We start from the raw sequence: 14,272 nt of genomic DNA, 5'->3' as shown, positions 1-14,272 counted from the left end.
CCTCAGGCGATCGGAACGCGCTTGGGCCGATAGAGCAGCCCGATGGCGAGCCCCGCCATGACGAGGAAGGCCGCGAGCAGCTTCCAGCTCTCCAGCGGCTCGCCGAGGAAGAGGAAGGACGCGCCCATGCCGAAGACGGGCACGAGCAGCGCGGTCGGGGTGATCGTCGCCGCCGGATAGCGCGACAGGAGGAACGACCACGCGCCGTAGCCGATCAGCGCGTTGCCGAGCGCCTGCCAGACCACCGTCGCCCAGGTGACGAGGTCCGCCGCCCGCAGACCGGCGAGGATCGCGTCCGGCCCCTCGAAGAAGAGCGAGAGCGCCAGGAGCGGCGGCACCGCGAAGGCGCTGGACCAGACGACATAGGCCAGCATGTCGGTCGCGCCGCTGCGCTTGGAGACGATGTTGCCGCAGGCCCAGGAGAAGCCGGCGCACAGGACGAGCACGAGGCCGAGCCCGGTGGCGCTGCCGCCGGTGTTGGCGGCGATCACGCCGACGCCCGCGATGCCGAGGGCGAGCGAGACGAGGTGGCGGCAGCGCACCGGCTCGCCCTGCAGCACCAGGGCCAGCCCGATGGTGAAGAGCACCTGGCTCTGGACGATCAGCGAGGCGAGGCCCGGCGAGATCCAGCCGTTCATGGCGATGAAGAGGACGCCGAACTGGCCGACGCCGATGAAGAGGCCGAAGGCGGCCAGATTGCCGAGCGCGACGCGCGGCAGGCGCACGACAAGCATGGCCGGGAAGAAGGCGAAGAGGAAGCGCAGCGCGGCGAAGAGGAGCGGCGGCAGATGCTCCAGCCCTACATGGATGACGACGAAGTTCGTGCCCCAGATGCCGACGACGAGGAGCGCCAGCAGGAAATGCCGGAGGGAAAGGGACTGGTCCATGGCGAAACGCTCGCTCCCATACGCAGCGCGGGGCTGCCGGGCGATTCGCCGCCCATCGCGATTGTCGCATGTCCGGCCGGCCTCTGCTAACAGACGGGACATGGACGAAACCCCGCTCGACACGTCACGCGCCGCGCCCGCGGTCGCCGCGCTGCTCGCCTGGCTCGGCGAGGCGGGGGTCGGCGACATGGTCCAGGACACGCCGCGAGACCGGTTCGCCGAAACGAAGGCCGAGGCCGAGGCGCGCGCGAAGGCGCGCGGCGCGGACCGACCGCCGGTGGAGGCCGGACCGGCCGCGGCCCCTGCGCTGTCGCGAGCCCCCGCGCCGAGCGTCGAGGCGCCGCCCGCGCCCGCGCCGCAGTCCGGCGCCCTGCCCGCCTATGCCTCGACGCAGAGCGAGGCGGAGGCGATCGACGACGCGCGAGCACGAGCCCGCACGGCGGCCACGCTCGACGAGCTGCAGGCGGCGTTCGAGAGCTTTCAGGGCTGCAATCTGCGCCTGACCGCGCGTTCGCTGGTCTTCGGCAACGGAGCGGTCGATGCCGATCTGATGATCGTCGGCGAGGCGCCGGGTCGCGAGGAGGACGAGGCGGGCGTTCCCTTCGTCGGGCGCTCGGGCCGCCTTCTGGACCGAATGCTCGCCGCCATCGGCCTCGAGCGTGAGGCGGTGCGCGTGACGAACACCGTGCCCTGGCGCCCGCCCGGCAACCGCTCCCCGACCCCGGCCGAGACCGAGATGTGCCTGCCCTTCACGCTGCGCCAGATCGAGCTGGTCCGGCCGAAGGTGCTGGTCTGCCTCGGCTCGCCCGCCGCCAAGGCGCTCCTGTCGAGCGAGGAGGGCATCATGCGCCTTCGCGGCAAATGGACGGAGATGAAGCGCGGCGACGATCTGACGATCGCGGCGACCGCCATGCTTCACCCGGCCTATCTCCTGCGCCAGCCGGCGCAGAAGCGGCTGGCGTGGCGCGATCTTCTGGCCGTGAAGGCGCGGCTCGGCTGACCTCGGGCCTTTGGCGCCCTATGTCCGAAAGACGTCACTTTCCGTCGCTATCGGGCTCGTGTCGCGACCCGGCCCGCGGCTAGAATCGCCCGATCGGACGCGTCCGACATCTTCAGACCCCTGTCGTTCGAGCCAGTCCCATGCGTGCGCAGTTCGTGCCGATCCTCTCGCTCCTGATCTCGACCTTCTTCCTGATGGCGGGCGCGGGTCTGGCCGGCATCCTCCTGCCCGTGCGCGGCGCGATCGAGGGCTGGTCGGCCTACCAGATCGGCTTCCTCGGCACCGCCTATGCGATCGCCTTCACGCTCGGCTCGGTGGCCGTCCCGCGTTTCGTGCGCCGCGCGGGCCACGTGCGCGCCTTCGCCAGCCTCGCGGCGCTGCTCGCGATCGCGATCCTGCTCCACGCCATTCTCGTCCACCCGATCGCCTGGATGCTGATCCGCATGATCACGGGCTTCGCGCTGGCGGGCAGCTACATGGTCATCGAGAGCTGGCTGAACGAGCGCGTCACCAACGAGACGCGCGGCTCGATCTTCTCGACCTACATGATCGTCTCCATGGGCGCGATGATGAGCGGGCAGTACCTCCTGCCCCTCACCGAGCCCGCCACCACGATCGCCTTCATGGTCTGCGCGATCTTCTTCGCCGCCGCCGTGATCCCGACCGCCATGTCGCGGCAGGCCTCGCCCAAGCCCCTGACGCAGGTCTCGCTCGATCTGCCGGCGCTCTACCGCAACTCGCCCGCCGCGCTCGCCGGCGTCTTCGTCGGCGGCGTGACGGCCGGCGCGTGGTCGAACATGGCGCCGCTCTTCGCCGAGCGCGTGGGCCTTTCGACCACGCAGATCGCGACCCTTCTCGTCGCCACCATGGCGGGCGGGGTCGTCGCGCAATATCCGCTCGGGCGCCTGTCCGACATCGTCGACCGCCGGCTCGTCCTCGCCGGCGCCGCGCTCGCCGGGGCGCTGGCCTCCACGATCGCGCTGATGCTGGGCTCGGCCGATCCGGTGACGCTCTTCGTCATCGGCTTCTCGCTCGGCGGCGTGATCTACCCGACCTATTCGCTCTCGGTCGCCCATGCGAACGACTTCGCCGACGCCGCCGACTTCGTGAAGGTCTCGGGCGGCCTCCTCATCGTCTACGGCTTCGGCACGATGATCGGCCCGCTTCTGTCCGCCGCTCTGATGGACGCGCGCGGCCCGACCGGCATCTTCTTCGCCATCGCCGTGCCGCTGGCGCTCCTGTGCGCCTACACGCTGAACCGCTGCCGGCAGCGCCCGGCCGTGCCGGCCGAGGAGCGCGAGGACTTCCGCAACCTGCCGCTGGCGCGCACGCAGACGCCGGCGACGCTCGCCCTCGACCCGCGCGCCGAAGCCGGCGGAGAGGACGCGCCGGAGCTGCCCTGGGGCCACGCCTCGCCGCAGCCCTGAGGCCTCGCCTCGCCTCGGACGGGCGCCCGTTCAGCTCTGCGGCGGCGTGACCTTGCGGGCCTTGCGCCGCTCGATGCCGAGCTGGTGCTCGCGGAAGATGATGAAGATCCCGGCCGAGATCACGATGGCCGCGCCGACCAGGGTCGAGACACCGACCGCCTCGTCGAAGACGATGTAGCCGATCGTCACCGCCAGGATCAGCGAGGTGTATTCGAAGGGCGCGATGGTGGAGGTGTCAGCATAGCGGTAGCAGGCCGTCAGCAGGAGCTGGCCGATTCCGCCGCAAAGGCCGGCGCCGACGAGGAACGCCCACTGGCTCGGCGTCGGCGAGGTCCACCCGAAGGGAAGCGTGGAGAGCGCGATCAGGCTGCAGGAGATCGAGAAGTAGACGACGATCGTCGGCGTCTTCTCGCGCCGCACGAGCCGGCGCACCTGGATCATCGCCACGGCCGCGAAGAGCGCTCCGCCGAGAGCCGCGGCGATGCCCACCGCGCTCGCTTCGCCCCCGCTCGTGAAGCCGGGCACGGCCACGACCAGGATGCCGGACAGGCCGACGAGGACCGCGCCCCAGCGATAGGCGCGCACCGTCTCGCGCAGGAAGATGACCGCGAAGACGACGGTCAGGAGAGGCGCGGCATAGGAGATCGCGATCCATTCCGGATAGGGCAGCCGCGTCAGCGCGAAGAAGCCGAGCCCCATGGAGGTGACGCCGACGACGCCGCGCAGGAGATGGCCGAACGGATCGGAGGTCCTGAAGGCGGTGCGCAGATCGCCGAGCCAGGCGAGATAGAGCATCACCGGGATCAGCGCGAAGAAGGAGCGGAAGAACACCATCTGGCCCGCGGGCACGTCCTCGCCGGAGGCCTTCAGGAAGGACTGCATCGCGACGAAGACGAGAACCGAGAGGACCTTCAACCCGATGCCGAACAGCGGCCGCGCGGCGGTTTGGTCCGAAACTGGCTTCATCGGCGCGCATCCGGCGTGAGACCGCCGAAGACACCCGTGGACGAGGCGTTTGGCCGAACGGCCAGTCGCGGCAGAAGCTGAAGATGAATGCGTTCTAGGCACCAAAGCGGGAGGGGTCGAGAGGCGCCGCCAAAAAACTTCTCCCTCCTTACGATCCACCCGTTTGGCAAGCGTCCCGCGCCAAGCTATCCCGGTGGACGACGGATCGACATTCCCCGAGCCGGCGGCGCGACGGTCGCGTGCGGGCTCCGGGCCGAGGGGACGACGGCATGCGCAGCGAAGACGGTCAGATGGTGCGGCTGGAGGACTACCGTCCGGCCGGGTTCGAGATCCCGAACGTCGAACTCGACATTTCGCTCTTCGAGGGTCATGCGGACATCCATGCGCGCCTGTCGATGCAGCGCCGCGAGGGCGCGACCGGCGACCTCCTCCTCGACGGCGAGGAGCTCGAACTCCTCTCGATCGCGCTGAACGGCGAGGCGATGGCGCGGGGTGCCTTCGACGCGACCGAGGACGGCCTGACCGTGCGGGGCCTTCCCGAACGCGGGGCCTTCACGCTCGACATCCGCACGCGGGTCCATCCCGAGACGAACTCCAAGCTGATGGGCCTCTACCGCTCCAAGGGCGTCTGGGCGACGCAGTGCGAGGCCGAGGGCTTCCGGCGCATCACCTACTTCCTCGATCGGCCGGACGTCCTCTCGCGCTACCGCGTGCGCGTCGAGGCCGACCGGGGCGCCGCCCCGATCCTCCTTTCGAACGGCAACCCGGCGGAGGCGGGCGATCTGCCGGACGGACGGCACTTCGCGGTGTGGGACGACCCGCATCCCAAGCCCTCCTACCTCTTCGCGCTCGTGGCCGGCGATCTGGAGGCGCTGCGAGACGCCTTCACCACGGCGAGCGGCCGGGCGGTCGAACTCGCGATCTACACCGAGAAGGGCCTGTCGAGGCGCGCGACCTACGCGATGGACGCGCTGAAGCGCTCGATGCGCTGGGACGAGGTGCGCTTCGGCCGCGAATACGACCTCGACATCTTCAACATCGTCGCCGTGTCCGACTTCAACATGGGCGCGATGGAGAACAAGGGTCTCAACATCTTCAACCACAAATACATTCTGCTCGACCCCGACACGGCGACGGACGGCGACTATGCCGGCGTCGAGACGGTCGTCGCGCATGAGTATTTCCACAACTGGACCGGCAACCGGATCACCTGCCGCGACTGGTTCCAGCTGTGCCTGAAGGAAGGGCTGACGGTCTATCGCGACCAGGAGTTCACCAGCGACGAGCGCTCGGCGACGGTCAAGCGCGTCGCCTCAGTCCGCGCGCTCAAGGCCCAGCAATTCCCGGAGGATCAAGGGCCGCTGCAGCATCCGGTGCGTCCGAGCGCCTACCGGGCGATCGACAATTTCTACACCGCGACCGTCTACGACAAGGGCTCGGAACTGGTCCGCATGATCGCGACCATCCTCGGGCGGGACGGCTTCCGCGCCGGCATGGATCTCTATTTCGAGCGCCACGACGGCGAGGCGACGACCATCGAGGCCTTCCTCGCCTGCTTCGAGGAGGCGACCGGCCGCGACCTGACGCAGTTCGCGCTCTGGTATGCACAGGCCGGCACGCCGGAGCTCAAGGTCTCCGAGACCTTCGAGGACGGGCGGCTGACGCTCACCCTCGAGCAGTCGCTGCGGAAGGGCACGGCGGGCACCGGAACGGAGCCGATGCACATGCCCGTCCGCTTCGCGCTCGTCTCGCGCGACGGCACCGAGCTTGCGGTCGATCCGACGGCGGGCGAGATGCTCGTGTCGGACGGCGTGATCCATCTGACGAGCGCCGGCGCGACGATCGTCTTCGAGGGCCTGACCGAGCGCCCGCTGGTCTCGATCCTGCGGGACTTCTCCGCGCCCGTCGTCCTGCGCTTCGATCAGTCCCACGAGGACCGCCTCGCCCTCGCCCTCATCGACCCCGACCCCTATGGGCGCTGGAGCGCGCTGTCCGATCTCGTCGGCGACATGCTGGCCGAGGCCGGACGCGGAAGCTTCGACGCAGGGCAAGCGGCGCCCGTTCTGGACGCGATGGCGGACGCGGCGCTCGACCGGCGGCTCGACCCGGCGCTGCGCGCGCTTATGGCCGCGATCCCGAGCGAAGGCGAAATCGCGCGCCTCATCGCGCAGGACGTCGATCCCGAACGCGTCCACGCGGCGCGGCACGCGGCGCTGGTCGAGTTCGGCCGCATCGGGGCGGCGCGGTTCGAGGCGGCGCGCGCCGAACTCGCCTCCCCGCGCTTCTCGCCGGACGCCGCGAGCGCGGGCGCGCGGGCGCTTCGCAATGCGCTTCTCGCGCCGCTCTGCCTCGCCCGGGCGTCTGCCGATGACGCGGCCGCGCAGTTCGATACGGCGACCAACATGACGGACCGCTTCGAGGCGCTCGTCGTTCTCGCCCACCATTTCCCGGACGAGCCCGCGACCCGGCGCGCGCTCGACGCGTTCTTCGAGCGCTTCCGCGACGACGAGCTGGTTCTCGACAAATGGTTCACGGTGCAGGCGGGCGCGCCGCACGAAGGCGCGATCGACGACGCGGAACGCCTGTCCCGCCATCCCGCCTTCCGCATGTCGAACCCGAACCGCGCCCGGGCCCTCATCGGCGGGCTGGCGAGCTCCAACCCGCGCGCCTTCAACCGGGCGGACGGCGCCGGCTACCGCTTCGCGGCGGACAAGCTCGCCGAGCTCGACGCTCTGAACCCGCAGACCGCGGCCCGGCTCGCCAATGCCTTCCGTTCCTTCCGCATGATGGAGTCCGGCCGGCGGGCGCAGGCCGCTGCGGCATTGGAGTCACTACGCTCCAAGCAACTGTCGAAAGATCTACAGGATATCGTAGTTCGAACCTTGCAATGAGGTGACGGGGCGCTAGTCGCCCCATTTCCGCCGCCCGACCTGACCGACGAAGAACTTCTTCGCCCGTATGGTTAACAAATCTTTACTGCCGTGGCCCAAGATCGCTGGACAGGCCCCCAACCCTCTGATTCATTGAGGACGATTCGGATGTGCGGCGTGCCGGATCATTGGGGCGACAGCGAGGGGGTCGTAGGCCATGGGTGCGGACGCGAGAAGCGTGCCGGCGACGAAGGATTCCGGGCGTATCGAACCCGTTCTTCGCGCCCTGCCGGGACGGTGTAAGGCCGCTCTGGCGACCTTCGTCCGCTCGCTCCAGCTTCCGGCGTTCGAGCCGCCCCTGCGCCGTGCGGTGCCGCTTCTCGTCGTCCTCTTCCTGTCGGTGCTGGCCTTCGCGCAGCTGGTCTCGCTTCTGGACCAGCGCGCGGTGATCGAAGGCATCGCGGCCGACAAGCTCGCCGTGGGCGCGAGCCTCATCCGCGCCGAGGACGCGGCGCGCGACGACAAGCTCGCCGACCCGCGCGCCTATGCGCAGTCCCTCCTGACCAGCGTCCTGCCGCGCGCCGTGCGCGACATCAGCGTCGAGGCCCTCGTCGCCGACACGTCCGGGCGCATCATCGCGACGACCCCCGGGCGCGACCTCCTGATCGGCGAGGACGCGGGCGCCGCGCTTCTCGGCGGCCAGCCCCTGCTCGTCTTCGGCGAGCGCGCCGGGGTGATGGACATCTCCTTCCAGCGGCGTCCCGCCTTCGCGTCCGCCGCCGTCCTCGACGATCAGCTGGGCACCGTCATCCTCGTCCTCGACAAGCGCAACCTGTTCGCCGACTGGCGTCGGATCGCGGCGGTGAACGTCACGCTCTTCGCGCTCACCTCCATGGTCCTGATGACCATCATGCTGGCCTATTTCCGGCAGGCGACGCTGACCGCCCAGGCCGACGGACAGGCCCAGGTCGCCCATGCGCGCGTCGAGACGGCCCTCTCGCGCGGGCGCTGCGGGCTCTGGGACTGGGACCTCGGACGCGGCCGGATGTACTGGTCGCGCTCCATGTACGAAATCCTCGGCATGAAGCCGCGCGACGGCGTCCTCTCCTTCGGCGAGGTCGCCGGGCTGATGCATCCCGACGACGGCTCCTTCTTCGAGGTGGCGCGGCAGATCGCCTCCGGCCGCGTCGGCTCGATCGAGCGCACCTTCCGCATGCGCCGGGTCGACGGGCAGTTCACGTGGCTGCGGGCGCGCGCCGAGATCGTGCGCAGCGCCGAGAACGACATCCACCTCATCGGCGTCGCGGTGGACGTGTCGGAGAACCACGCGCTGGCGCGGCTGACCAACGAGGCCAACGCCCGGCTCCAGAACGCCATCGAGAACATCTCCGAGACCTTCGTCCTCTGGGACCCGGACAACCGGCTGGTGCTCTGCAATTCCAAGTATCAGGAGGTCTTCGGCCTCTCCCCCGAGCATGTGCGCCCCGGAACGCCCATCGCGGCCGTGCGCCGCGCCGCGCGCCGCCTGATCGACGAGCGCAAGCTGACGAGCCCGAGCTTCGTGGCCGGCGAGCGCGCCTCCGAGGCGCTGCTGGCAGACGGCCGCTGGCTGCAGATCTCCGAGCGCACCACCTCCGACGGCGGCCACGTCTCCATCGGCACCGACATCACCCAGCTGAAGGTCCATCAGGAGCGCCTGTCGGATTCCGAGCGCCGGCTTCTGGCGACGATCAACGACCTCTCGGCCTCCCGCCGCGACGCGGAGGCCAAGGCCCGGCAGCTCGCCGAGCTCAACGACAGCTATCTGCGCGAGAAGGACCGGGCCGAGAGCGCCAACCGCGCCAAGACCACCTTCCTCGCCAATATGAGCCACGAACTGCGCACGCCGCTGAACGCGATCATCGGCTTCTCCGAGATCATGCGCGAGGAGAGCTTCGGCCCGATCGGCTCCCCGAAATATTGCGAATACGCGACCGACATCCACCAGAGCGGCCACTGGCTGCTCAAGCTCATCAACGACATCCTCGACATGTCCAAGATCGAGGCGGGCCGGATGGCGCTGTCGCGCGAGGAGATCGATGTCGGCGAGATCGTCGGCGAGGCGATCCGCATCGTCGAGGGCCAGGCGCACGGCAAGAATCTGGAGCTCGGCGCGGACGTCTGCGAGGCGGTGAGCCTCACCGCCGACCGGCGGGCGACCAAGCAGATTCTGCTCAACCTTCTGGCCAACGCCGTGAAGTTCACCGGACCCGGCGGACGGGTGCGGGTGCGGGCTCGCGCCGTGTGCGGGCACGCGGTCGTGACCATCGCGGACGACGGCATCGGCATTCCGCCCTCCGCGCTCGCCAATCTCGGGCGGCCCTTCGAGCAGGTCGAGAACGAGCTGACGCGCACCAACAAGGGCACCGGCCTCGGCCTTGCGATCGCCCGCTCGCTGGTGGAGCTGCAGGACGGCACGCTGCGGATCGCGAGCCGCACCGGCGAGGGCACGATCGTGTCCTTCCGTCTGCCGCTCGATCGCAAGAGCCGCGTGGAGCTGGCGGACGAGGTTCGGACGGCCGCCTGACGCATCGCGGCATCCCGGCCGCTGCGCGAAAAACGCAAAGCTCCCCTGATGGAACCAGCGGAGGCGTCCGCTCGCTTCCCGTTTCCGAACTTGCGACGCCCACACGTCCGGGACGGCATGGAGAAGGACCGCCAGCGCATGCAAAATCCCCTCGTCCGCAAACTGTCGGTCGCCTCCCAGCTGACCGCGGACGACGTCGCGGTCCTGGAACGGCTCGACACCCGCGCCTTCCGCCTGCAACGCCGCGCGGACGTCATCGAGGAGGGCGAGCGGCCGGAGGACGTCCATCTGGTCCTCGAAGGCTTCGCCTATCGCTACAAGATGCTGGAGAACGGTCGCCGGCAGATCCTCGCGGTCCTGCTGCCGGGCGATCTCTGCGACGTGCACGTCTCGCTCCTGAAGGAGATGGACCATTCCATCGCGACTTTCACAGACTGCACCATCGCGCGCCTCTCCCGCGCCGTGGTCGACGACCTGATCGAGAACCATCCGCGCATCGCGCGCTCGCTGTGGTGGTCGACGCTCGTCGACGAGGGCATCCTGCGCGAGAACATCGCCGGCCTCGGCCAGCGCGAGACGATGCGGCAGATGGCGCATGTCTTCTGCGAGATGTACCGGCGGCTGGACGCGGTCGGCCTCGTGGAGGACGGCGCCTACGACTTCCCGCTGACCCAGGAGGAGCTGGGCGATCTGCTCGGCGTTTCGGGGGTGCACACCAACCACACGGTGACGGCGCTCCGCGAGCGCGAGCTGGCGCATTTCGTTCGGGGCCGGGTCCATGTTCCGGACTTCGAGAAGCTCGCCGCCTTCGCCGGCTTCCGCGACAACTATCTCCACTTCACCGGCATCGACCGGGCCTACGACCGCTCGCGGGACTTCGGCGGGGAGATCCGGCTCCATTCGGACGACGCGTCCGACGAACGGCCGAAGGGAGGCGGCGCCCCCGGCGCCCCCGCCCTGACCGAGGACGACCTGCCGGCCCAGGTGCCGCGGTCCATGCTCTCCACCGACCTTCTGAAGCTCGCCGGGCGACAGGTTCTCGTCGTCGAGGACGACTATTCCATCGCGGCCGAGCTGGCCGACGCGGTCGAGCGCGTCGGGGGAACCGTCGTCGGTCCGGCGGCGGGCGTGAAGGACGCGCTGGAGCTGCTTCAGGGCGATCAGGCGATCGACGCGGCCATCCTCGACATCAATCTGGGCGGTCGGCAGGTCTATCCGGTCGCGCGGGCGCTGCGGGAGAAGGAGATCCCGATCGTCTTCGTGACGGGCTACGACGACTGGATGATCCCGCAGGAATACGAGGACGTCCCGATCTTCCGCAAGCCGACCGATCCGGAGAACGTCATCCGGGCGCTGTTCGGCCGGTAGGCGGAACGGGAGGTGGGCGTATGGGGCAGTCGCGCCCTGCGATGCCCTCACCCGGCCGCTTCGCGGCCACCCTCTCCCCAAGGGGAGAGGAACGGCGCCTCGTTCTGGGACGCCGAACCGTATCCAGCAGCATCGAAACTTCGCCTTCTCCCCTCCGGGGAGAAGGTGCCGGCAGGCGGATGAGGGCCTGAAGAGCGCTGAGGTCGGCGAACGACGGCCACCGACGCCCGACTGCTCAGTCGTCGGTCTCCGGCAGCGGAAACAGCGCCTCGAACCGCGCCCGGACCTTCGTCGCCCATTCCGCGATCGTGTCCTCGACCGCGTCCGGCCCGTCCGCTCCGATCGCGTCGGCCAGCCGTTCGGCCAGCCCGCGCGGCAGGTCGCCGACGCTTCGCGCGCCGTCCGCGCCGAGCCGCAGCACCTGGACGGCTCGCGAGAAGGCGATCATGGCCGGCGCCAGCACGGGCTCCTCTCCTCCCTCCCCGCGCGCTTCGAGCGCGTCCAGCACCTCGGCCGTCGGCCGGCCAACGAGGTCGGGCGGCACCGTGCCCGACAGGATCGAGGCCTGCGCGATGAACTCCAGATCGACCAGCCCGCCGGGCCGCAGCTTGATGTCGAGCGGCCCGCGCCCCGGCTTGTCGCGCTCGATGCGTGCCCGCATGGAGGCGACGTCGTCCCCAAGGCCCGCCGCGTCGCGCGAGCGCTCGACGACGGCGCGCACGACGGTCTCGACGTCCGCGCAGAGCGCGGCGTCGCCGGCGATCGCATGGGAGCGCGTCAGCGCCATGTGCTCCCAGGTCCAGGCTTCCGTCTCCTGGTAGCGCCGGAACGCGTTCAGCTCCGTCGCCAGCGGCCCCTTGTTGCCCGACGGGCGCAGGCGGAAGTCGACCGGATAGAGCACGCCGTCGGCCATGGGCGAGGCGAGGCCCGCGATCAGCCGCTGGGTCAGCCGGGCATAGTAGGTCGAGACCGGCAGCGGCCGATCGCCGTCCGATTCCTCCGCGCCTTCGCGATGGTCGTAGACGAGGATGAGATCGACATCCGAGGTAGAGGTCAGTTCGCGGCTGCCGAGCCGGCCGAGGCCGATCAGCGCGATCCGCCCGCCCTCGACGCGGCCGTGGGCGCGCTCGAACTCCTGGACGACGGAGGCGAGCAGCGCCTCGATCACCATCGCGGCGACGTCGGAGAAGGCGATGCCGGCCTCCTCGCCCTCCATGGCGCCGGAGAGAAGGCGCACGCCGATGAGGAAGCGCTGCTCGGCGGCGAAGATGCGCAGCGCCGACAGCCGCTCCTCGTGGCCCGGCGCGTCGTCGAGCGCGGCCGAGAGCCGCTCGCGCATGGCTTCGGCGTCCGGCCTCTCGCCATAGAAAGCCGGATCGAGCAGCGCGTCGAAGACGTGCGGACGCTCGCCGATGGTGGCGGCCAGGCCCGGCGCGGCGGTCAGGATCAGCGCGAGAAGGTCCAGCAGCTTGGGGTTCGACTGGATGAGCGCGAAGAACTGGATGCCGGCCGGCAGGCGCGCGAGGAACCGGTCGAAGGCGACGATCGCAGCGTCCGGGTCCGGCGCGTCGCCGAAGGCGCCGAGGATGGCGGGAAGCGCCAGCGTCATGCGCTCGCGCGCGCCCTTGGAGCGCAGCGCCCGGTAGCGGCCCGCGCCCCAGGCGGCCAGGACCCGCGCGACATCCTGCGGGCGCCGGTAGCCCTCGGCGGACAGCCATGCGAGCGCCGCCTCGTCCTCCGCATCGCCGAGCGCGCCGAGGACGGGATGGCTCTCTTCCGCGTGGCCGTCCGCGAAGAGCCCGGCGTAACGGCGCTCCACGGTCCGCAGCTCGGCCAGGAGCCGGTCCGAGAAGGAGGCGACCGTTTCGAAGCCGGCGAGGCGCGCGACCCGCAGAAGCTCCTCCTCGCCTTCGGGCAACGTGTGCGTCTGCTCGTCCGCGACCATCTGGACGACATGCTCGATGCGGCGCAGGAACCAGTAGGCCCGCGTCAGCTCTTCGGCCGCATCGGCCCCGATCCAGCCGCCGTCCGCGAGCTGACGAAGCGTCTCGTCGGTGCGCCGCAAACGCAGCTCGGGCGCGCGCCCCGCCGCGACGAGCTGCTGGGTCTGGACGAAGAACTCCACTTCGCGGATGCCGCCCCGCCCCAGCTTGACGTTGTGGCCGGGGATGCGGATGGGCCCGCCGAGCCCGCGATGCGCGTCCATCCGGTCCTTCATGGCACGGATGTCGCGGATGGCGGCGAAGTCGAGATAGCGGCGCCAGACGAAGGGGCCGATCGCCTCGATGAACTCCTCGCCCACCGCCCGGTCGCCCGCGATCGCACGCGCCTTGATCATGGCGGCGCGCTCCCAGTCGCGACCCGCGCTCTCGTAATAGACGATGGCGGTCGGCAGCGGGATCGCCAGCGGCATGGCCGAGGGGTCGGGGCGCAGGCGCAGATCGGTGCGGAAGACGTAGCCGTCCTTCGTGCGCTCGCCGATGAGGCGCACGAGGCGCCGTGCGAGGCGCGAGAAGGTCTCCACGCTCTCGGCCCGATCGACGATGGACGGCACGTCGGGATCGAAGAACAGGATCAGGTCGACGTCGCTCGAATAGTTCAGCTCGCGCCCGCCGAGCTTGCCCATGCCGAGGACGACGAGGCCGCAACCCCTCTCGGGATCGGCCTCGTCGGGCAGCGCCAGCTGGCCCCGCCTGTGAAGGTCGAGGAGGCAGAAGCGCAACGCGTGGCCGATCGCGGCCTGCGCCAGATCGGAGAGGTCGGCCGTCGTGCGCTTCTCGTCGGCGGCGCCCAGGAGATCGCGCAGGCCGATGAGGAGCGAGGCCTCGGCCTTCGCCTCGCGCAGGCGCATCATCGTCGCGCTTTCTGAGACGCCGGGCTCGAGAGGCGCGCTCAGATCCGTCAGGAGATCGGCGATCCGCGCACCGGCGTCCTCGTCGAACAGCCGCTCGATCCAGTCCGGCCGGCGAAGCATCGTTCCGCCGAGATAGGGCGACAGGTCCATGATCGCGGCGAGCGACCGCGCGAGATCCGTGTCGCTTCGCATGAAGCGCGCCAGACGCGGCGCCTCCGTCTGCTCCGCGGCGGACGAAAGATCGCTCGCCCAAGCCCGCGCGCGCGCTTCGTCGAGCGGCGACAACGAGCGGGCGACGTCGCCGATGCGCAATGGCTGTTCCACGAACCCTCCC

Annotated in this window: 8 protein-coding genes; 5 read left to right on the top strand and 3 right to left on the bottom strand. The window is 70.2% G+C overall.

Annotated features, from left to right (window positions below; all coding sequences use genetic code 11):
* Positions 1 to 2 precede the first annotated feature (2 nt).
* A complete protein-coding gene (locus AC6R2M_RS05715) occupies positions 3 to 887 on the bottom strand; it encodes an EamA family transporter (protein WP_500486344.1) in 885 nt (294 codons plus the stop codon).
* Positions 888 to 987: 100 nt separating this feature from the next.
* On the opposite strand from AC6R2M_RS05715, the gene AC6R2M_RS05710 reads away from it, so the two are divergent.
* Together AC6R2M_RS05710 and AC6R2M_RS05705 are read left to right on the top strand one after the other, a co-directional pair.
* Complete coding sequence (locus tag AC6R2M_RS05710; protein ID WP_500486342.1) at positions 988 to 1,887, top strand: uracil-DNA glycosylase; 900 nt, start codon at positions 988 to 990, stop codon at positions 1,885 to 1,887.
* A 140-nt stretch (positions 1,888 to 2,027) separates the two neighbouring features.
* A complete protein-coding gene (locus tag AC6R2M_RS05705; protein WP_500486340.1) occupies positions 2,028 to 3,314 on the top strand; it encodes an MFS transporter in 1,287 nt (428 codons plus the stop codon).
* A 30-nt stretch (positions 3,315 to 3,344) separates the two neighbouring features.
* On the opposite strand, the gene AC6R2M_RS05700 is transcribed toward AC6R2M_RS05705, so the two are convergent.
* Positions 3,345 to 4,280, bottom strand: a complete 936-nt coding sequence (locus AC6R2M_RS05700; RefSeq protein WP_500486338.1) for a DMT family transporter — start codon at positions 4,278 to 4,280, stop codon at positions 3,345 to 3,347.
* Positions 4,281 to 4,549: 269 nt separating this feature from the next.
* On the opposite strand from AC6R2M_RS05700, the gene pepN reads away from it, so the two are divergent.
* The 3 genes from pepN (at position 4,550) to AC6R2M_RS05685 (ending at position 11,084) form a co-directional block, all read left to right on the top strand.
* A complete protein-coding gene (pepN, locus tag AC6R2M_RS05695) occupies positions 4,550 to 7,171 on the top strand; it encodes an aminopeptidase N (protein WP_500486336.1) in 2,622 nt (873 codons plus the stop codon).
* A gap of 217 nt (positions 7,172 to 7,388) precedes the next feature.
* Complete coding sequence (locus AC6R2M_RS05690; protein WP_500486334.1) at positions 7,389 to 9,716, top strand: PAS domain-containing sensor histidine kinase; 2,328 nt, start codon at positions 7,389 to 7,391, stop codon at positions 9,714 to 9,716.
* A 138-nt stretch (positions 9,717 to 9,854) separates the two neighbouring features.
* Positions 9,855 to 11,084 carry a cyclic nucleotide-binding domain-containing protein gene (locus AC6R2M_RS05685; RefSeq protein ID WP_500486332.1) on the top strand — a complete coding sequence of 410 codons (1,230 nt, stop codon included), beginning with the start codon at positions 9,855 to 9,857 and terminating at the stop codon, positions 11,082 to 11,084.
* Between the two features lie 235 nt (positions 11,085 to 11,319).
* Here AC6R2M_RS05685 and AC6R2M_RS05680 read toward each other — a convergent pair whose 3' ends face one another.
* Positions 11,320 to 14,262 carry a bifunctional [glutamine synthetase] adenylyltransferase/[glutamine synthetase]-adenylyl-L-tyrosine phosphorylase gene (locus AC6R2M_RS05680; protein ID WP_500486330.1) on the bottom strand — a complete coding sequence of 981 codons (2,943 nt, stop codon included), beginning with the start codon at positions 14,260 to 14,262 and terminating at the stop codon, positions 11,320 to 11,322.
* Between the last annotated feature and the right edge of the window lie 10 nt (positions 14,263 to 14,272).

The organism is Aureimonas sp. CAS (genome assembly GCF_059838215.1).
This window is presented reverse-complemented; position numbering and strand designations above follow the sequence as displayed.

What these genes read in the sequence shown, in the direction of transcription:
- AC6R2M_RS05715 (WP_500486344.1), bottom strand. Translation starts at nt 887, where the DNA reads ATGGACCAGTCCCTTTCCCTCCGGCATTTCCTGCTGGCGCTCCTCGTC.
- AC6R2M_RS05710 (WP_500486342.1), top strand. Translation starts at nt 988, where the DNA reads ATGGACGAAACCCCGCTCGACACGTCACGCGCCGCGCCCGCGGTCGCC.
- AC6R2M_RS05705 (WP_500486340.1), top strand. Translation starts at nt 2,028, where the DNA reads ATGCGTGCGCAGTTCGTGCCGATCCTCTCGCTCCTGATCTCGACCTTC.
- AC6R2M_RS05700 (WP_500486338.1), bottom strand. Translation starts at nt 4,280, where the DNA reads ATGAAGCCAGTTTCGGACCAAACCGCCGCGCGGCCGCTGTTCGGCATC.
- pepN (WP_500486336.1), top strand. Translation starts at nt 4,550, where the DNA reads ATGCGCAGCGAAGACGGTCAGATGGTGCGGCTGGAGGACTACCGTCCG.
- AC6R2M_RS05685 (WP_500486332.1), top strand. Translation starts at nt 9,855, where the DNA reads ATGCAAAATCCCCTCGTCCGCAAACTGTCGGTCGCCTCCCAGCTGACC.